General features: G+C 66.5%; 13 protein-coding genes. 9 read left to right on the forward strand and 4 right to left on the reverse strand.

The features are described from left to right. The coding region (locus R3355_RS12140; protein WP_318961414.1) for an aminotransferase class III-fold pyridoxal phosphate-dependent enzyme at positions 1–982 on the forward strand (982 nt) is incomplete at its 5' end. Between the two features lie 148 nt (positions 983–1130). Here R3355_RS12140 and R3355_RS12145 read toward each other — a convergent pair. Continuing rightward, on the reverse strand, positions 1131–1547 hold the full coding sequence (locus tag R3355_RS12145; RefSeq protein ID WP_318961415.1) for a hypothetical protein: 417 nt from the start codon (positions 1545–1547) through the stop codon (positions 1131–1133). A 233-nt stretch (positions 1548–1780) separates the two neighbouring features. Between R3355_RS12145 and arsS the strand changes: the two genes are divergently transcribed. The 5 genes from arsS (at position 1781) to R3355_RS12170 (ending at position 8064) form a co-directional block, all read left to right on the forward strand. Then, positions 1781–2749, forward strand: a complete 969-nt coding sequence (arsS, locus tag R3355_RS12150; RefSeq protein ID WP_318961567.1) for an arsenosugar biosynthesis radical SAM (seleno)protein ArsS — start codon at positions 1781–1783, stop codon at positions 2747–2749. 122 nt (positions 2750–2871) lie between these two features. After that, positions 2872–4251: a sodium:solute symporter family transporter gene (locus tag R3355_RS12155; RefSeq protein WP_318961416.1), complete on the forward strand. Its 1380-nt coding sequence runs from the start codon at positions 2872–2874 to the stop codon at positions 4249–4251. Then, the gene (locus tag R3355_RS12160; protein WP_318961417.1) at positions 4251–5216 is read left to right on the forward strand and encodes a hypothetical protein; all 966 of its coding nucleotides are present in this window, start codon (positions 4251–4253) and stop codon (positions 5214–5216) included. The genes R3355_RS12155 and R3355_RS12160 overlap by 1 nt, the downstream gene beginning before the upstream one ends. Then, positions 5213–7354: an FAD-dependent oxidoreductase gene (locus R3355_RS12165; RefSeq protein ID WP_318961418.1), complete on the forward strand. Its 2142-nt coding sequence runs from the start codon at positions 5213–5215 to the stop codon at positions 7352–7354. The genes R3355_RS12160 and R3355_RS12165 overlap by 4 nt, the downstream gene beginning before the upstream one ends. Next, positions 7354–8064: a DUF3047 domain-containing protein gene (locus R3355_RS12170; protein WP_318961419.1), complete on the forward strand. Its 711-nt coding sequence runs from the start codon at positions 7354–7356 to the stop codon at positions 8062–8064. Before R3355_RS12165 ends, R3355_RS12170 begins: the two co-directional genes overlap by 1 nt. On the opposite strand, the gene R3355_RS12175 is transcribed toward R3355_RS12170, so the two are convergent. Genes R3355_RS12175 through R3355_RS12185 form a run of 3 tightly spaced genes read right to left on the reverse strand, consistent with a single transcriptional unit; the run spans position 8061 to position 10023 of the window. Next, on the reverse strand, positions 8061–8225 hold the full coding sequence (locus R3355_RS12175) for a rubredoxin (RefSeq protein ID WP_318961420.1): 165 nt from the start codon (positions 8223–8225) through the stop codon (positions 8061–8063). The genes R3355_RS12170 and R3355_RS12175 overlap by 4 nt on opposite strands. After that, on the reverse strand, positions 8222–8941 hold the full coding sequence (locus R3355_RS12180; RefSeq protein WP_318961421.1) for an NAD(P)H-dependent oxidoreductase: 720 nt from the start codon (positions 8939–8941) through the stop codon (positions 8222–8224). The genes R3355_RS12175 and R3355_RS12180 overlap by 4 nt, the downstream gene beginning before the upstream one ends. Before the next feature lie 41 nt (positions 8942–8982). Continuing rightward, positions 8983–10023 carry a fatty acid desaturase gene (locus tag R3355_RS12185; RefSeq protein WP_318961422.1) on the reverse strand — a complete coding sequence of 347 codons (1041 nt, stop codon included), beginning with the start codon at positions 10021–10023 and terminating at the stop codon, positions 8983–8985. Positions 10024–10152: 129 nt separating this feature from the next. On the opposite strand from R3355_RS12185, the gene R3355_RS12190 reads away from it, so the two are divergent. From R3355_RS12190 to R3355_RS12200, 3 genes are all read left to right on the forward strand, one after another. Beyond that, positions 10153–11166, forward strand: coding sequence for an AraC family transcriptional regulator (locus R3355_RS12190; protein ID WP_318961423.1), 1014 nt, complete (start codon positions 10153–10155; stop codon positions 11164–11166). Further along, positions 11163–12239 carry an FAD-dependent oxidoreductase gene (locus R3355_RS12195; protein WP_318961424.1) on the forward strand — a complete coding sequence of 359 codons (1077 nt, stop codon included), beginning with the start codon at positions 11163–11165 and terminating at the stop codon, positions 12237–12239. The genes R3355_RS12190 and R3355_RS12195 overlap by 4 nt, the downstream gene beginning before the upstream one ends. A gap of 252 nt (positions 12240–12491) precedes the next feature. After that, positions 12492–14066, forward strand: a complete 1575-nt coding sequence (locus tag R3355_RS12200) for a methyl-accepting chemotaxis protein (protein WP_318961425.1) — start codon at positions 12492–12494, stop codon at positions 14064–14066. Positions 14067–14309: the final 243 nt, after the last annotated feature.

Genomic DNA, 14309 nt, shown 5'->3' on the forward strand with positions numbered 1-14309 from the left:
CGACTTCGCCAAGAAGACCCTGCTGGTCACCACCGGCTCCGAGGCGGTGGAGAACGCGGTGAAGATCGCCCGCGCCGCCACCGGCCGGGCCGGGGTGATCGCCTTCACCGGCGGCTACCACGGCCGCACCATGATGACCCTGAGTCTGACCGGCAAGGTCAATCCCTACTCGGCCGGCATGGGCCTGATGCCCGGCGGCGTGTTCCGCGCCCAGTACCCGTGCGAGCTGCACGGGGTCAGCGTCGATGACGCCATCGCCAGCATCGAGCGGGTGTTCAAGAACGACGCCGAACCGCGCGATATCGCCGCGATCATCATCGAGCCGGTGCAGGGCGAGGGCGGTTTCTATGTGGCGCCGAAAGAATTCATGCAGCGTTTGCGCGCCCTGTGCGATCAGCACGGCATCCTCCTGATCGCCGACGAAGTGCAGACTGGTGCCGGGCGTACCGGCACCTTCTTCGCCATGGAGCAGATGGGCGTAGCCGCCGACCTGACCACCTTCGCCAAGTCCATCGCCGGCGGCTTCCCGGTGGCGGGCGTGTGCGGCAAGGCCGAGTACATGGACGCCATCGCCCCGGGCGGCCTGGGCGGCACCTACGCCGGCAGCCCGATCGCCTGCGCTGCGGCCCTGGCGGTGATGCAGGTGTTCGAGGAAGAAAACCTGCTGGAGCGCTGCAAGGCGGTCGGCGAGCGGCTGGTCACGGGCCTCAAGGCCATCCAGGCCAAGCACAAGGCGATCGGCGAAGTGCGCGCCCTCGGTGCCATGATCGCCATGGAGCTGTGCGAGGACGGCGATCTGCACAAGCCGAACGCCGCGCTGACCGGCCAGATCGTCGCCAAGGCCCGCGACAAGGGCCTGATCCTGCTGTCCTGCGGCACCTACGGCAACGTGTTGCGGGTGCTGGTGCCGCTGACCGCCGAAGACGAGTTGCTCGACAGGGGCCTGGCGATCATCGCCGAGTGCTTCGCCGAACTGGCGTAAACCAGGCTGGAAAAAAGACCCGCTTTGGCGGGTCTTTTTTTGGAATTTTTTCGTCGGGCGAGCAGGCGGGAAGGCTTGACCTCCGCAGGTCGGCACCAGCTTGCGGCGCCCCGGTGATTATGGCGCCTGCCGAGGCGGTGCCGCGCCGTTAACGGCCGTGCAGGGTGCGAAGGAAAATCAGGGTGCCGACGCCCCAGGCGCCATTGAGCAGGAAACCGATCAGAAAGCGCCCCGGCAATAGCGCCGGATCAAAGCCCATGCCCTTGAGCGGGAACACCACCAGCAGCGCCACCGTGGTCAGGGCGATGCCGCCGAACAGCAGGCCCTTGAGCCAGGGCACCGGGTTACCGTCCTGCCAGCGTAATGCGGCAATCATCAGCATCCCCCAGAGACCACCCCAAAAGCACGCCGACAGCCAGGCAGGCACTTGCAGCGGCGCAGTGGCAGCGATGGAGAAGGGCGCGAAGGGCACCAGGCCGTAGGCATGCAACAGGCCGAGCAGTGGTTGATGAAAGCAGATCACCGCGAGAAAACCGGCGATAAAGGCCAATACCCAGCGTTTCATGGACGTCTTCTCCTGTGAGTGATGGAGCGCGACTAATTTGGCGTCACGCCGCCGTAGTGACCAGTCTTGGCTGCCCAGTGAATGTCCGTGCATAAGCACGGCTGGCAAGGGCCGCGCCGGGTACTATAGTGCGTCATCACGTGCGGCGCCTTGTAACGCCGGCTTCGCTCGGCACTCTAATCAAGCAGGACCACGCCACCGGCATTCGCCCAAGGAGACTCGCTGTGCATGCCATGCTGCCTCTGCTCGACCAACTGGCCTTTCCGGCGATTCGCCGCGGCCACCTGGAAGCCCTGCAGATCAACCTGACCTATCGCTGCAACCAGCGTTGCCTGCACTGCCACGTCAACGCCGGGCCGACCCGCAGCGAGGCGATGACCGACGAGAGCCTGGCGCTGCTGCATCAGGTGATCGATGCCCATCCGGTGCACACCCTGGATCTCACCGGCGGCGCGCCGGAGATGCACCCGCGTTTTCGTGAGATCGTTGAGCATGCGCGGCGCGAAGGCTTGCGGGTGATCGACCGCTGCAACCTGACCATTTTGAGCGAGCCTGGTTATGAGGATCTGGCCGTCTTTCTCGCCGAGCAGGGCGTGGAAGTCAGCGCTTCCTTGCCCTGTTATTCGCGCGATAACGTCGACAAGCAGCGTGGCGATGGCGTTTTCGATGCCAGCATCAAGGGCCTGCAACAGCTCAATGCCCTGGGTTACGGCCAGCCCGGCAGTGGCTTGCTGCTCAATCTGGTGTACAACCCGCAAGGCCCGAGCCTACCGCCGCCGCAAGCCGCGCTGGAAGCCGACTACAAACGCCATCTGGCCGAAGACTTCGGCATTCAGTTCAACCACTTGCTGTGCATCACCAATCAGCCGATCGCCCGTTTCGGCAGCACCCTGGTCAGCAAGGGGCAGTTCAATACCTACATGCAGTTGCTGCGCGACAGCTACCGCCCGGAAAATGTCGAACCGCTGATGTGCCGCAGCCTGGTCAGTGTCGATTGGCAGGGTTACCTGTACGACTGCGATTTCAATCAGATGCTCGATTTGCCCCTTGAACTGCAGGGCCGCGTGATCGGCCGTCAGCGGCCGCACCTGCGCGACCTGCTTGGCGCCAATCTGGATGGCAACCCCATCGTCACCCGCGATCACTGTTTCGCCTGCACCGCCGGACAGGGCTCCAGCTGTGGCGGCGCGCTTAATGACTAGCGCGGGTAGGGTGCGCCGTGCGCACCAAGAATCCGCGGTCTGCCCTGGTGCGCACGGCGCACCCTACGGTGTCAGGCTGAATCACACCCACGCGCCCCTGAACATTAACTAAGGATCGGTCCATGCAACCCACCAGCATCACCGGGCTGTTTTTCTGGGGTTTTCTGCTGGTCTACGGCGTATTGATGCTGGCGCTGGCGCCGCGTGCCGTGACCCTCGGCGGTTTCTTCAATGGCGAGGACAGCCAGGGCCGTAGCGCCGCACCCTGGCTGCTCACCTCGAGCATCTTTATCAGCTGGATCTTCGCCAAGTCGGTGACCAACGCCGCCAACCTGGGCGCCAGTTACGGCCTGGTCGGCGGTCTGGCCTACGCCATGTACTGGCTGTCGATCCCGCTTACCGGCTTCGTCATCTACCGCCTGCGCCGACGCTTCGCCGCCACCGGGCTGGTGAGTTTTCTCAGCAGCCACTACGGCCGTGGCGCCGCCCTGGCGTTTTCCGCGGCGATTCTGATTCGCCTGTTCAACGAGGTGTGGAGCAACACCGCGGTGGTCGGCGGCTACTATGGCGATTCCGGCAGCCTTGAATTCATCGGCGCCGCGTTGCTGTTCACCGCCGTGACCCTGGCCTACAGCCTGCGCGGCGGCCTGCGCAGCTCGATCCTCACCGATGCGGCGCAGGCGGCGATCTTTATTGTCGCGCTGGTCTGGGTGCTCGGCCTGGTGCTGCCGCAGCATTCGCCTGCCGAGCTGGCCAGCACCAGCCACTGGGCGCTGAATGGCGGCGTCGATCTGCTCCTGGTCGCCGGCCTGCAAGCCTTCAGCTACGGTTTTCACGACCCGGTGCTCACCGACCGCGGCTTTATCAGCGAAGAGAAGACCATGCGCCGCTCCTTCGTCATCGCCGGGGTGCTGGGTTTTATTGCCATCCTCGCCTTCAGCCTGATTGGCGTGCATGCCCAGCTCAGCGGCCTGGCCGCCTCGGACAACGTGCCGGCGGCCCTGGCCAAGACCATGGGCATAGGCGCGCTGCTGGTGATGACGGTGGTGATGGTCTCGGCCGCCGGTTCGACCCTGGACTCGACCTTCTCCAGCCTGGCCAAGCTGGCCGGCCGTGAACTGCCGAAGCTGGCCGGGCGCGATCTGGGGCAGAAGGCGATTGGCGTGGGTATGGCGGTGATGGTGGTCTTCGCCCTGCTCGGCAACCTGCCGATGATCGCCGGCACCGACATCCTCAAGGCCACCACCATCAGCGGCACCATGGTCATCGGCCTGGCGCCGGTGTTTATTCTGCATGGCCTTACCGTGCCGACCCGGTTGGGCTTCCACCTGAGTTTCTGGACCGGCCTGGGCCTGGGCGTGGCCCTGACCTTGGGCTGGATTCCGCAGGGCTGGGCCATCGGCGACGGCAAGTACGCTCTGCTGCTGGGCACTAACCTGTATGGCCTGGGACTCTGTGTGCTCGGTTATCTGATTCCCGGCTGGCTGCGGGGCAGAGCCTGATGCGCGCCGGTCGCGATTGTCCGCTGGATTACCGCCTGCCCGCCGATGCCTTTGCCGGCGAACCGCTGTTCGACTGCCAGGTCCTGTATGTGGTCGGCGGCCTCTATGGCAATCGCCAGGCCCTGGCGGCGCTGGAACAACGCCTGGCCGCCGAACCCCAGGCGCGCGTGGTATTCAATGGCGATGCCCACTGGTTCGACCGCGATCCGGCCATTTTTCAGGAAATAGAGCAGGGTCTGAGTGCGCACCTGGCGCTGCGCGGCAATGTCGAAACCGAACTCGGGCGTGCGCATCACAGTGGCGCCGGTTGCGGTTGTGCTTACCCGGCAAGCGTCGATGACACCCTGGTCGAGCGCTCCAATGCGATCCAGGCCGAGCTGAACAGAACCGTACAAGCCTTGCCGGGCGTGGCCGCGCGCCTGGCCGCACGGCCGGCCACGGCCCTGGTCAGTGTCGGCGGCCGGCGCGTGGCGATCAGTCACGGCGACGAACATTCCCTGGCCGGCTGGAACTGCGCCCGCGCAGCGTTGGCCGAGCCCGGACGTCAGCAGCAACTGGATCGCTGGCTGGCGGCCAACCGGGTCAGCGTACTGGCCACCAGTCACACCTGCACGGCAGTGGCGTTGAACTTGCACCACGCTGCGTTGATCAATAACGGCGCGGCCGGCTTGCCGAATTTCGCCGGCGGCCGTTATGGGCTGCTCAGCCGTATCGCCACCACGGCCCATCCGGCAGCGCTGTATCGCTGCCAGCGCGAGGGTCTGTCTATCGAGGCACTGCCGTTGAACTACGCTCACGATGCTTTTCTTGCCGACTTCGACCGTCAGTGGCCAACCGGCAGCCCGGCGGCGCAGTCTTATCGCTCACGCATTCTCGGCACCTGCGCGGATCAACCGCGGCAGGCTGTTTTGGCCGGCTTCAGCCTGTGCCAAAGCCTCTGCGCACTGGAGGCGCTTGATCTATGAATAGCCGCAAACTCGCCTTGATGGGCCTGATCCTGGCCTTGCTCGGCAGCTTCTTCGTCTTCGACCTTGGCCAGTACCTCAACCTGGAAGCGCTCAAGGCGCAGCAGGCGGCGCTGAACGCCCAGGTCGCGAGCAACCCCTGGCAGGCGGCCGGGCTGTTCTTCCTCGCCTATGTCGCCGTCACCGCCTTGTCGCTGCCCGGCGCGGCATTGATGACCCTGCTGGGCGGTGCGCTGTTCGGTCTGCTCGAAGGCTTGCTGCTGGTGTCCTTCGCCTCGACCCTGGGCGCGAGTCTGGCCATGCTCAGCAGCCGCTTCCTGCTGCGCGACTGGGTGCGGCTGCGTTTCGGTCAACGCCTGGCCGGCATTGATGCCGGGGTCGAGCGCGAAGGCGCCTTCTACCTGTTTGCCCTGCGCCTGGTGCCGGTGTTCCCGTTCTTCCTGATCAACCTGGCCATGGGCCTGACCCGCCTGCCGCTACGCACCTACTGGTGGGTCAGCCAGCTCGGCATGCTGCCGGGCACCCTGGTCTATGTGAACGCCGGCCGCGAGCTGGGCCAGCTGGAATCCCTGGCCGGGATCCTCTCGCCGGGGCTGCTTGGCGCCTTCGTCCTGCTCGGCCTGTTCCCCCTGCTGGCGCGCAAGCTGCTCGGCCTGGTGCAGGCGCGGCGGCTGTATGCCGGCTGGCTCAAGCCCGATTCTTTCGACCGTAACCTGCTGGTGATCGGTGCCGGTGCCGGCGGCCTGGTCAGCGCCTACATCGCCGCGGCGGTGAAGGCCAAGGTCAGCCTGATCGAAAAGCACCAGATGGGCGGCGACTGCCTGAACACCGGCTGCGTACCATCCAAGGCGCTGCTGCGTTCGGCAAGGCTGGCCCATGAATTGAAGCAGGGCGAGGCGCTGGGCTTCACCGGCGTGTGCGCCGCCGTGGATTTTCCCGCGGTGATGCAGCGTATCCAGCGGGTGATTGCCGACATCGCCCCGCACGACTCGGTCGAGCGCTACAGCGGTTTAGGCGTCGAGGTGATCCAGGGCGAAGCCCGGCTGACCTCGCCCTGGACGGTGGAGGTGAACGGCCAGAGCCTGAGCAGCCGCAGCATCATCATCGCCGCCGGGGCGCGCCCGCTGGTGCCGAAGATTCCCGGTATAGAGCAGGTGCAGGGCTACACCTCGGACACCATCTGGAGCCTGCGCGAGCAGCCGCGCTGGCTGCTGGTACTGGGCGGCGGACCGATCGGCTGCGAGCTGGCCCAGGCCTTTCAGCGTCTCGGCAGCCAGGTGATCCAGGTCGAATTGGCCGAGCGCCTGCTGCCGCGCGAGGATGCCGACGCCAGCGAACTGGTACTGGCCAGCCTGCAGGCCGACGGCGTCGATGTGCGCCTGCAGCACCGCGCCGAGCGCTTCGAGCTGGTCGATGGCGAGCAGCGCATGATTGCCCGCCGCCTCGACACCGGCGAGGAAGTGACCATCGCCTTCGACTGCCTGTTGCTGGCCCTCGGCCGGGTGGCCAATGTCAGCGGCTACGGGGTCGAGGAGCTGGGCCTGGTGGTGCGCCCCAACGGCACCCTGGAAACCGACGAATACCTGGCCACGCGCCTGCCCAACATCTATGCGGTGGGCGATGTCACCGGCCCTTATCAATTCACCCATGTCGCCGCGCATCAGGCCTGGTACGCCGCGGTCAACGCGCTGTTCAGTGGCTTCAAACGCTTCAAGGCGGACTACCGGGTGATTCCCTACTGCACCTTCACCGACCCGGAAGTGGCGCGGGTCGGCCTCTCCGAAGGCGAGGCCGGGGCGCAGAACATCGCCTATGAAGTGACCCGCTACGGCATCGACGACCTCGATCGGGCCATCGCCGACGAGGCCGCCCATGGCTACGTCAAGGTGCTGAGCGTGCCGGGCAAGGACAAGATTCTCGGCGTGTGCATCGTCGGCGAACACGCCGGCGAGCTGCTCGCCGAATACGTGCTGGCGATGAAGCACAACCTCGGCCTGAACAAGATTCTCGGCACCATCCACAGTTACCCGACTATGGCCGAGGCCAACAAGTTCGCGGCCGGCGAATGGAAGCGCGCCCATGCGCCGCAAGGGCTATTACGTTGGGTCGAGCGCTTCCACGCCTGGCGCAGAGGCTGATGCGCGCGCTCATGCTCGGCCTGGCGCTGCTGGCACCCCTGGCCCAGGCGCAGAATGCGCTGACGCCCTGGACCGCCGGGCCGCCGCAAGGCGAGTGGTCGGAACCCTGGCGCCTGGCGGATATCCCCAAGCTCAAGCCTTCGGCGCGCACTCTGGTCGAGCAGCAAGGCCGCCGCGTCTTGCGTATCCAGGCCGACGCGGCAGCCGGCGGCTTGCTGCATCCGCTCGACCTGCCCGGCGACCAGCCCTGGCAACTGAGCTGGCAGTGGCGCACCGAGCAACGCCTGGAGCAGGCACGCTTCGCCACCCGCGAGGGCGACGACTATGCCGCCAGGGTCTATGTACTGTTGGATTACCCGTTGGCCAGCCTGCCATTCCTGACCCGGCAGAAGCTGCGCCTGGCGCGCGCCTTCTTCGACCCCGACCTGCCGGCGGCGACCCTGAGCTACGTCTGGGATAACCGCGCGGCGCCCGGCAGCCATGCCCGCAGCGCCTACACCGAGACGGTGGAGATGCGCGTGCTGCGGGGCCCGGAAGCGCCGCTGGGGCAATGGCTGACGGAGCGCCGCGATCTGCGCGCCGACGCCATCGCCGCCTTCGGCAGCGCGCCGCGGCGCATCCTCGGGGTGGTCTTCGCCGCCGACAGCGACAACACCGGCGAGTCGGTTACCTGCTACTTCGCCGCGCCGCAGCTAGTCGAGAAACGTTAAAGCTCGCGCATCTCGAAATCGGCCTTGCTCACCCCGCAATCCGGACACAACCAGTCGTCCGGCACCTCGCTCCAGGGCGTGCCGGCGGCGATGCCCTCGTCCGGCCAGCCGGCGCTTTCGTCATAGATCAGTCCGCAGACGATGCAGATCCAGGTCTTCATGCCGGTACCTCGTTGTGCAGGGGGTGAAGGAGGCGGTCGAAGTCGGCCAGCGCCGGCATCGCCAGGAGCGGCAGGTGGTCCAGATTCGCCAGATAGTCGCGATAGTCGTCGAGTAGCTGCTGGCGCGCCGCCGCGTCGATATAGGGCACGTGGTAGGCGGCGAACGGCGGCAGCACGCCGAGGCCGACATAGGCCAGGGTGCCGCGCAGCAGCGGGCGTAGCAGCAACTCCAGCTCGCCGTGAACAGCCTGCTCGCCAGCGAACATATGCGCCTGGCCGCCGAGGGTGAAACTCAGCAGCGCGCGCTTGCCGACCAGGCCGCCGCGGTCGTAGAAGCGCCGGCCGCCGTAACAGGCGCCGGAGACCAGCACCCGGTCGACCCAGCCCTTGAGCATGGCCGGCAGCGAGCACCAGTACAGCGGGAAGTTGAGGATCAGCAGGTCGGCCCAGAGCAGCTTGTCCAGTTCGCTGGCGATATCCGCAGCCAAGGCTTGGCGAGCGTGGGCGTGGCGCTGCTCCAGGGCGTACACCAGGTAGTCGGGGTCGCTGCGTTCGGTGAAGTCGGCGGCCGTGGCCACGGGATTCCACTGCATCGCGTAGAGGTCGGAGCACTGCACGGCATGGCCGGCGGCGCCGAGGCTGGTGACGGCCAGGTCCTTCATGGCGCTGCAGAACGACTGGGGTTCGGGGTGGGCGTGGACGATCAGGACGTTCATCAGCGAGTTCGCATAAGAGTCGGGGAAGGGCGCGGCCGCTTTCAGGCGGTCTGCGACTGCGCCGCCGGCTGCTCCTGGGCCACGCGGGTCCAGCGGTTAGCGCGGGCAAAGGTGCCAAAGTCGTTGAAGCGCACGCCTGCTTCGCGCATCACCTGGTGGGCGAAGGGCACGCTGAGCTGGCGGATGTAGAAGGGCTCCTTGACCACGAAGTGGTGGATCGCGTGGCTGCTGCCGAAGTTGAAGCAGAAGGCCTGCAGCGGCCACAACCACCAGGGGTTGAGCACCTGGGTCTGCTGGATCACGTTGCCCGGCTCGACGTCGCCGTAGTAGTGCATGTTGGAGCTGACGAAGTGCAGGCAGAAGGTGCGCAGCACGTTGGGCCCGACCAGTACCACCACGGCGATATTGACGATGTGCATGGCCGCGAGGGTGCTGGCCGACCAGGCGATCGGTGCGCCCAGGGCGCCGCCAACGAAGTCGATCAGGTGGAAGCCGAGGAACACATACCAGGTGCCCCAGTTGAGCAGCGCCAGCGGTGCATAGACGCGCAGGGTGCGCCACAGGATGGCGCGCTTGTGCGCCCAGGTCTTCGCCCGCAGCGTGCGGATCAGCGAGGCCATGACGTTGTCGCCGACCATCAGCAGACGGGCGATACCCCAGGGTTCGCCGTTGGTGATGGCGCGCTCCTCCAGATCCTGCTCGCTGCCGGAGACCTTGTGGTGGTTGAGGTGCAGGTGACGGCGGATCCAAGGGTTGATGGTGCTCGGGCGCGCCAGCCAGACCAGCGCCAGCATCAGGTTGTGTGGCACCCGGCGCTTGCGGAAATACATCGAGTGGATCAGGTCGTGCTCCAGCTCGTGGGTCAGCGAGGCGAAGAAGGCATTCAGCAGCAGGCAGGCCCACCAGGCCAGATGGCCGCCAAGATACAGCGCCGCAGAGCCGAGCATGCCGGCCAGGGCCAAGGCCAGGATGCCGGCACCGAGGACATCCTGATGCTTGAGCAGGGGGAAACGTTGGCGCAATTCGACGCCATGGGCCATCACCTGTTGGCGAATATGCGCCGATCGCTGTTGATCATTCATCTGGGCAACACTTGTGGGAGAAAGGGACATGCCTGCATCCTCTGCTTGAACATGCTGCTACTGTGCCGCGAGAGTCGGCCCGCCGCCTGACCCTGAACGCCAACCTGTTGACCGGACACGCCAACCTGCATGACAGCCGAACCCACCACTCTGGCCAGCTGGACCCGCGCCCTGCGCAAGCAGCTCGACGCCTTGGGCCTGGACAGCGCCGCGCTGTGCCGCCAGGCCGGGCTGGATCCGCGCCTGCTCGACGACCCCAATGCCCGCTGCCCGCTGTCGGCCACCACGCGCCTGTGGCAGCTGGCGGTGGCGGCCAGCGGCGATCCGGCGCTGGGCTTGAAGACCTCGCAGTACGTCAGCGCCACCACCTTCCACGCCCTCGGTTATGCGCTGAACGCCAGCAGCAGCCTGCGCGAGGTGTTCGAGCGCATCGAGCGCTACCATCGGGTGGTCAGCGACGCCCTGGTGCTGGAACTGCGCGAAAGCGCCGACTGCTACGAGTTCCGCTTCCGCGTGCCGGCCGATAGCCCGCCCCCGGCACCCGAGGCGCTGGATGCCTTCGCGGCGATCTACGTGCGCAGCTGCCGCAGCCGCCTGGGCCGCGCGTTCGCCCCGCTGGCGGTGTACCTGCAGCGCCCCGAGCCGGCCGACCCGGCACCCTGGCATGCGGTGTTTCGCGCGCCGCTGTACTTCGCCGCGGCGGAGAACCTGCTGCGTTTCCCACGCGCGGCGCTGGAGCAGTACCTCGACGACGGCAACCCGGAACTGGCCGAACTCAACGAGGCGGTGCTGGAGCGCAACCTCGCCCAGCTGCAGGCGGCGACCTGGGCGCAAAAGGTGCGCGCCTGCCTGACCGCGCAGCTGCCGGACGGCGAGCCCTCGGCCGAACGCGTGGCGCAGAGCCTGCATCTGAGCCTGCGCAGCCTGCAGCGTCATCTGGCCGACGAGCAGTGCAGCTACGAGGGCCTGCTGGCTGACACCCGCCACAACCTGGCACTGCAGCATATGCGCGACCCGCGCTGCTCGATCAGCGAGATCGCCTACCTGCTCGGCTTCGCCGACACCAGCAGTTTCAGCCGCGCCTTCAAGCGCTGGACCGGGCAGACGCCTAGCCATTACCGCGACGGACTCAAACAGCCATGAGCCACTACGATTTAATCCTGATCGGTGCCGGCCATGCCCACCTGGGCGTATTGCGCCGCTGGGCACGGATCGAGCGACCGCCTGGACGGATTGCCCTGCTCAGTGCCGGGCACGAGGCGTGGTATTCCGGGATGTTGCCGGGCCTGCTGGCCGGTCGCTACAGTGCGGCGGATTGCCAGATCGAACTGGCGCCGCTGTGCCGGGCGGCCAAGGTCGAGCTGCTTGTCGGCCAGGCCGAGGCGCTGTCGGCCGTGCAGCAACAGCTGCAACTGGCCGATGGCCGCGGCCTGAATGCCGATTGGCTGTCGCTGAATGTCGGCGGTCAGGTGGCCTGCCCACCGCAGCAGGGGACCGGCATGCAGGTGCTGGCGGTGAAGCCCTTCGCCGACTTTCTCGCCGGTTGGCAGAACTGGCAGGCGGATCCGCGGCCCATGGCAATTCTCGGTGGGGGGGCGGCCGGGGTCGAGCTGGCCCTGGCCCTGGCCGACCAGGTGCCGGCGCTGGCGCTGTTCTGCCGCGGCCCCTTGCTGGCCGGGCATTCGGCCGGTCTGCGCATGCGCGCTCTCGGCCTTTTGCGCCAGCGCGGCGTGCGGGTGCGCGAGGACTGCCCGATCAGCCGCATCGACGACGACTGCCTGATCAGCGGGGCGGCGCCGGTCTGGCGGGGCCAGCGTCTGCTCCTGGCCAGTGGCGCACAGGCCTTGCCCTGGCTGGCGCAGAGCGGTTTGGCTTGCGATGCAGAGGGCTTCGTGCAGGTCGCCACGACCCTGCAAAGCCTTTCCCACCCGCACATCTTCGCCGTCGGCGATTGCGCCAGCCTGCCCGGTGCACGCAAGAGCGGGGTCTATTCGGTGCGCCAGGCACCGGTGCTGGCAGCCAATCTCAACGCGGCGCTGCGTGGCTTGGCGCTGCGCGACTATCGCGCACAACGGCAGAGTCTGGCGCTGCTCGCCACCGGCGACGGCGGCGCCTTGCTCAGTTGGCGCGACTGCAGCGCTGGTGGGAAGTTGTTCGGCCGCTGGAAGGATTACCTCGACCGCGGTTTTATCCAGCGCCACCGCCTTTCCGGCTAGCCGTGTGCGACCAAAGTGCCATGGTCTAATCCGGCATTGAATGATCGAATCAACTTCCGCTGTGCAAGATGGTGCCGGGGTAGGCCGATGTCCGTCTACAGTTAGTCAAATACCTGCCGATTCAGTGAATAAGCGAGCGATTCGCCTACATCGCGCGCACGGCTCAGCGGCTTGAGCAGCAGGTGCGCGAGCTGCGTGAGTAAGGATGCCATTGACCCTGGTTTCGCCAGAATAAAAACTATGAGGTCCGTCATGCGCTCTGCCGTTACCCGCTTCCCCACTGCCTGCGTGCTGCACGTGCTCGGGCTGGTCGCCCTGATCGTCGCCGCCGGGCAATTCCAGTTGCCCGGCTACCTGAGCATTGCCCTGTTGCTGCTGCTGGCCCTGTGGCCCTGGTTAGGTCCCTGGCGGCGCGGGGACGACGACGCTGCGGCGGTCAACCGTGCGGCAGGCGCCGAGTTCACCGAGCTGAGCCAAAGCCTGTCCCAGCACACCTGCCATAACGCCTTGTCCGCCGCCCAGGTGGCGCATGCGGTGCAGCAACTGGCCGATAAGCTGAAGTCGCAGTTGCTCGCGGTCGAGCAGATCAGCCAGGGTGCCAATGCCATCACCCACACCGAGCAGGACAGCGCCCGGCGTGCCGAACAGACCCTGAAGTCTGCGCAGACCGTGCGCCAGAGCAGTGCCGACGGCCAGCAGGCGTTGCACCAGGCGATTGCCCGCATGCAGCGCCTGAGCGCGCAGACGGCGGCCAGTCGCGAATTGATCGACGGCCTGAGCAGCCGTACCGAACAGATCGAACAGGTCACCCAGGTGATCCAGTCGATCGCCAGCCAGACCAACCTGCTGGCGCTCAATGCCGCCATCGAAGCGGCGCGCGCCGGCGAGCAGGGTCGCGGTTTCGCGGTGGTTGCCGACGAGGTGCGCAACCTCGCCGCTCGCACCGCCACGGCCACCGAAGAAGTCGGCCAGATGGTCAACGATATCCGCCAGCAGAGTTCGGCGGTGGTGGCGCATATCCAAGAACAGGCCAGCGAGCTGGATCAAGCCGCCCGGCAGATCGAGGAGACCGGCGGGCAGTTGCACGGCATCGCCGACCTGGCCGTGGATGTGGAAGATCAGGTGGCGCAGATCAGCGCCGGCTCGGCGAGCAATCACGAGCGCCTGGCCAGCCTGTTTGTCGCCGTCGAGCAATTGCGCGGCGACGTGCATGCCAGCGAGGCGCAAACCCGTCAACTGGGCGAGGCCGCCGGACAACTGGTCGGTCAGGCGGAAACCGTCAGCGAACAGCTCGCCGAAGTGGGCCTGGACGATTATCACCAGCGCATCTATGACCTCGCCCGCGAGGGCGCCGCGAACATCGCCGCACAGTTCGAGGCCGATATCCAGGCCGGTCGGGTCGGCCTCGATGACCTCTTCGACCGTAACTATCAGCCGATTCCCGGCAGCTTTCCGGCCAAGTACAAGACCCGCTTCGACAGTTATGCCGATCAGGTCTTGCCGACGCTGCAGGAACCGCTGCTGGCTCGTCACGAAGGGCTGGTGTTCGCCATCGTCAGCACCCCGGAAGGCTACGTGCCGACCCACAACAGCGCCTTCAACCACCCGCCCAGCGGCGACCGCGTGCGCGACACGGCGAAGAGTCGCAGCAAGCGCCTGTTCAATGATCGCACCGGCATCCGCTGCGGCAGTCATCAGCAGCGCTTGCTGCTGCAAACCTACATGCGCGATACCGGCGAACTGATGCACGACCTGTCCGTGCCCATTCGGGTGCAGGGCCGCCATTGGGGTGGCCTGCGCCTGGGCTACAAGCCTGAGAGCCTGTGAAAAAACACGCGCCTACTGCGCCGCCCCCTGCATCCGGGGGCTATGCCTTGGCTCTTTGGCAGTTCTGCGGCCGCATCAGCAACAGCCTGGTCCGCGCCGCGTCTGACGGTCGTATGTTTAGCCAAAGCATAACTGACTGTGTGAAAAGTCAGATTTAACCCCAGCTCGCCAGCATGCGAGTCTCAGCCCATGAGTTCACCCCTGAGTTGTCTGGTTCGCCCCCTGTTCTTCCCGTCTCGACGG

Origin of the sequence: Pseudomonas sp., assembly GCF_033723075.1 — a bacterium.
Classification (GTDB): Bacteria; Pseudomonadota; Gammaproteobacteria; order Pseudomonadales; family Pseudomonadaceae; genus Aquipseudomonas.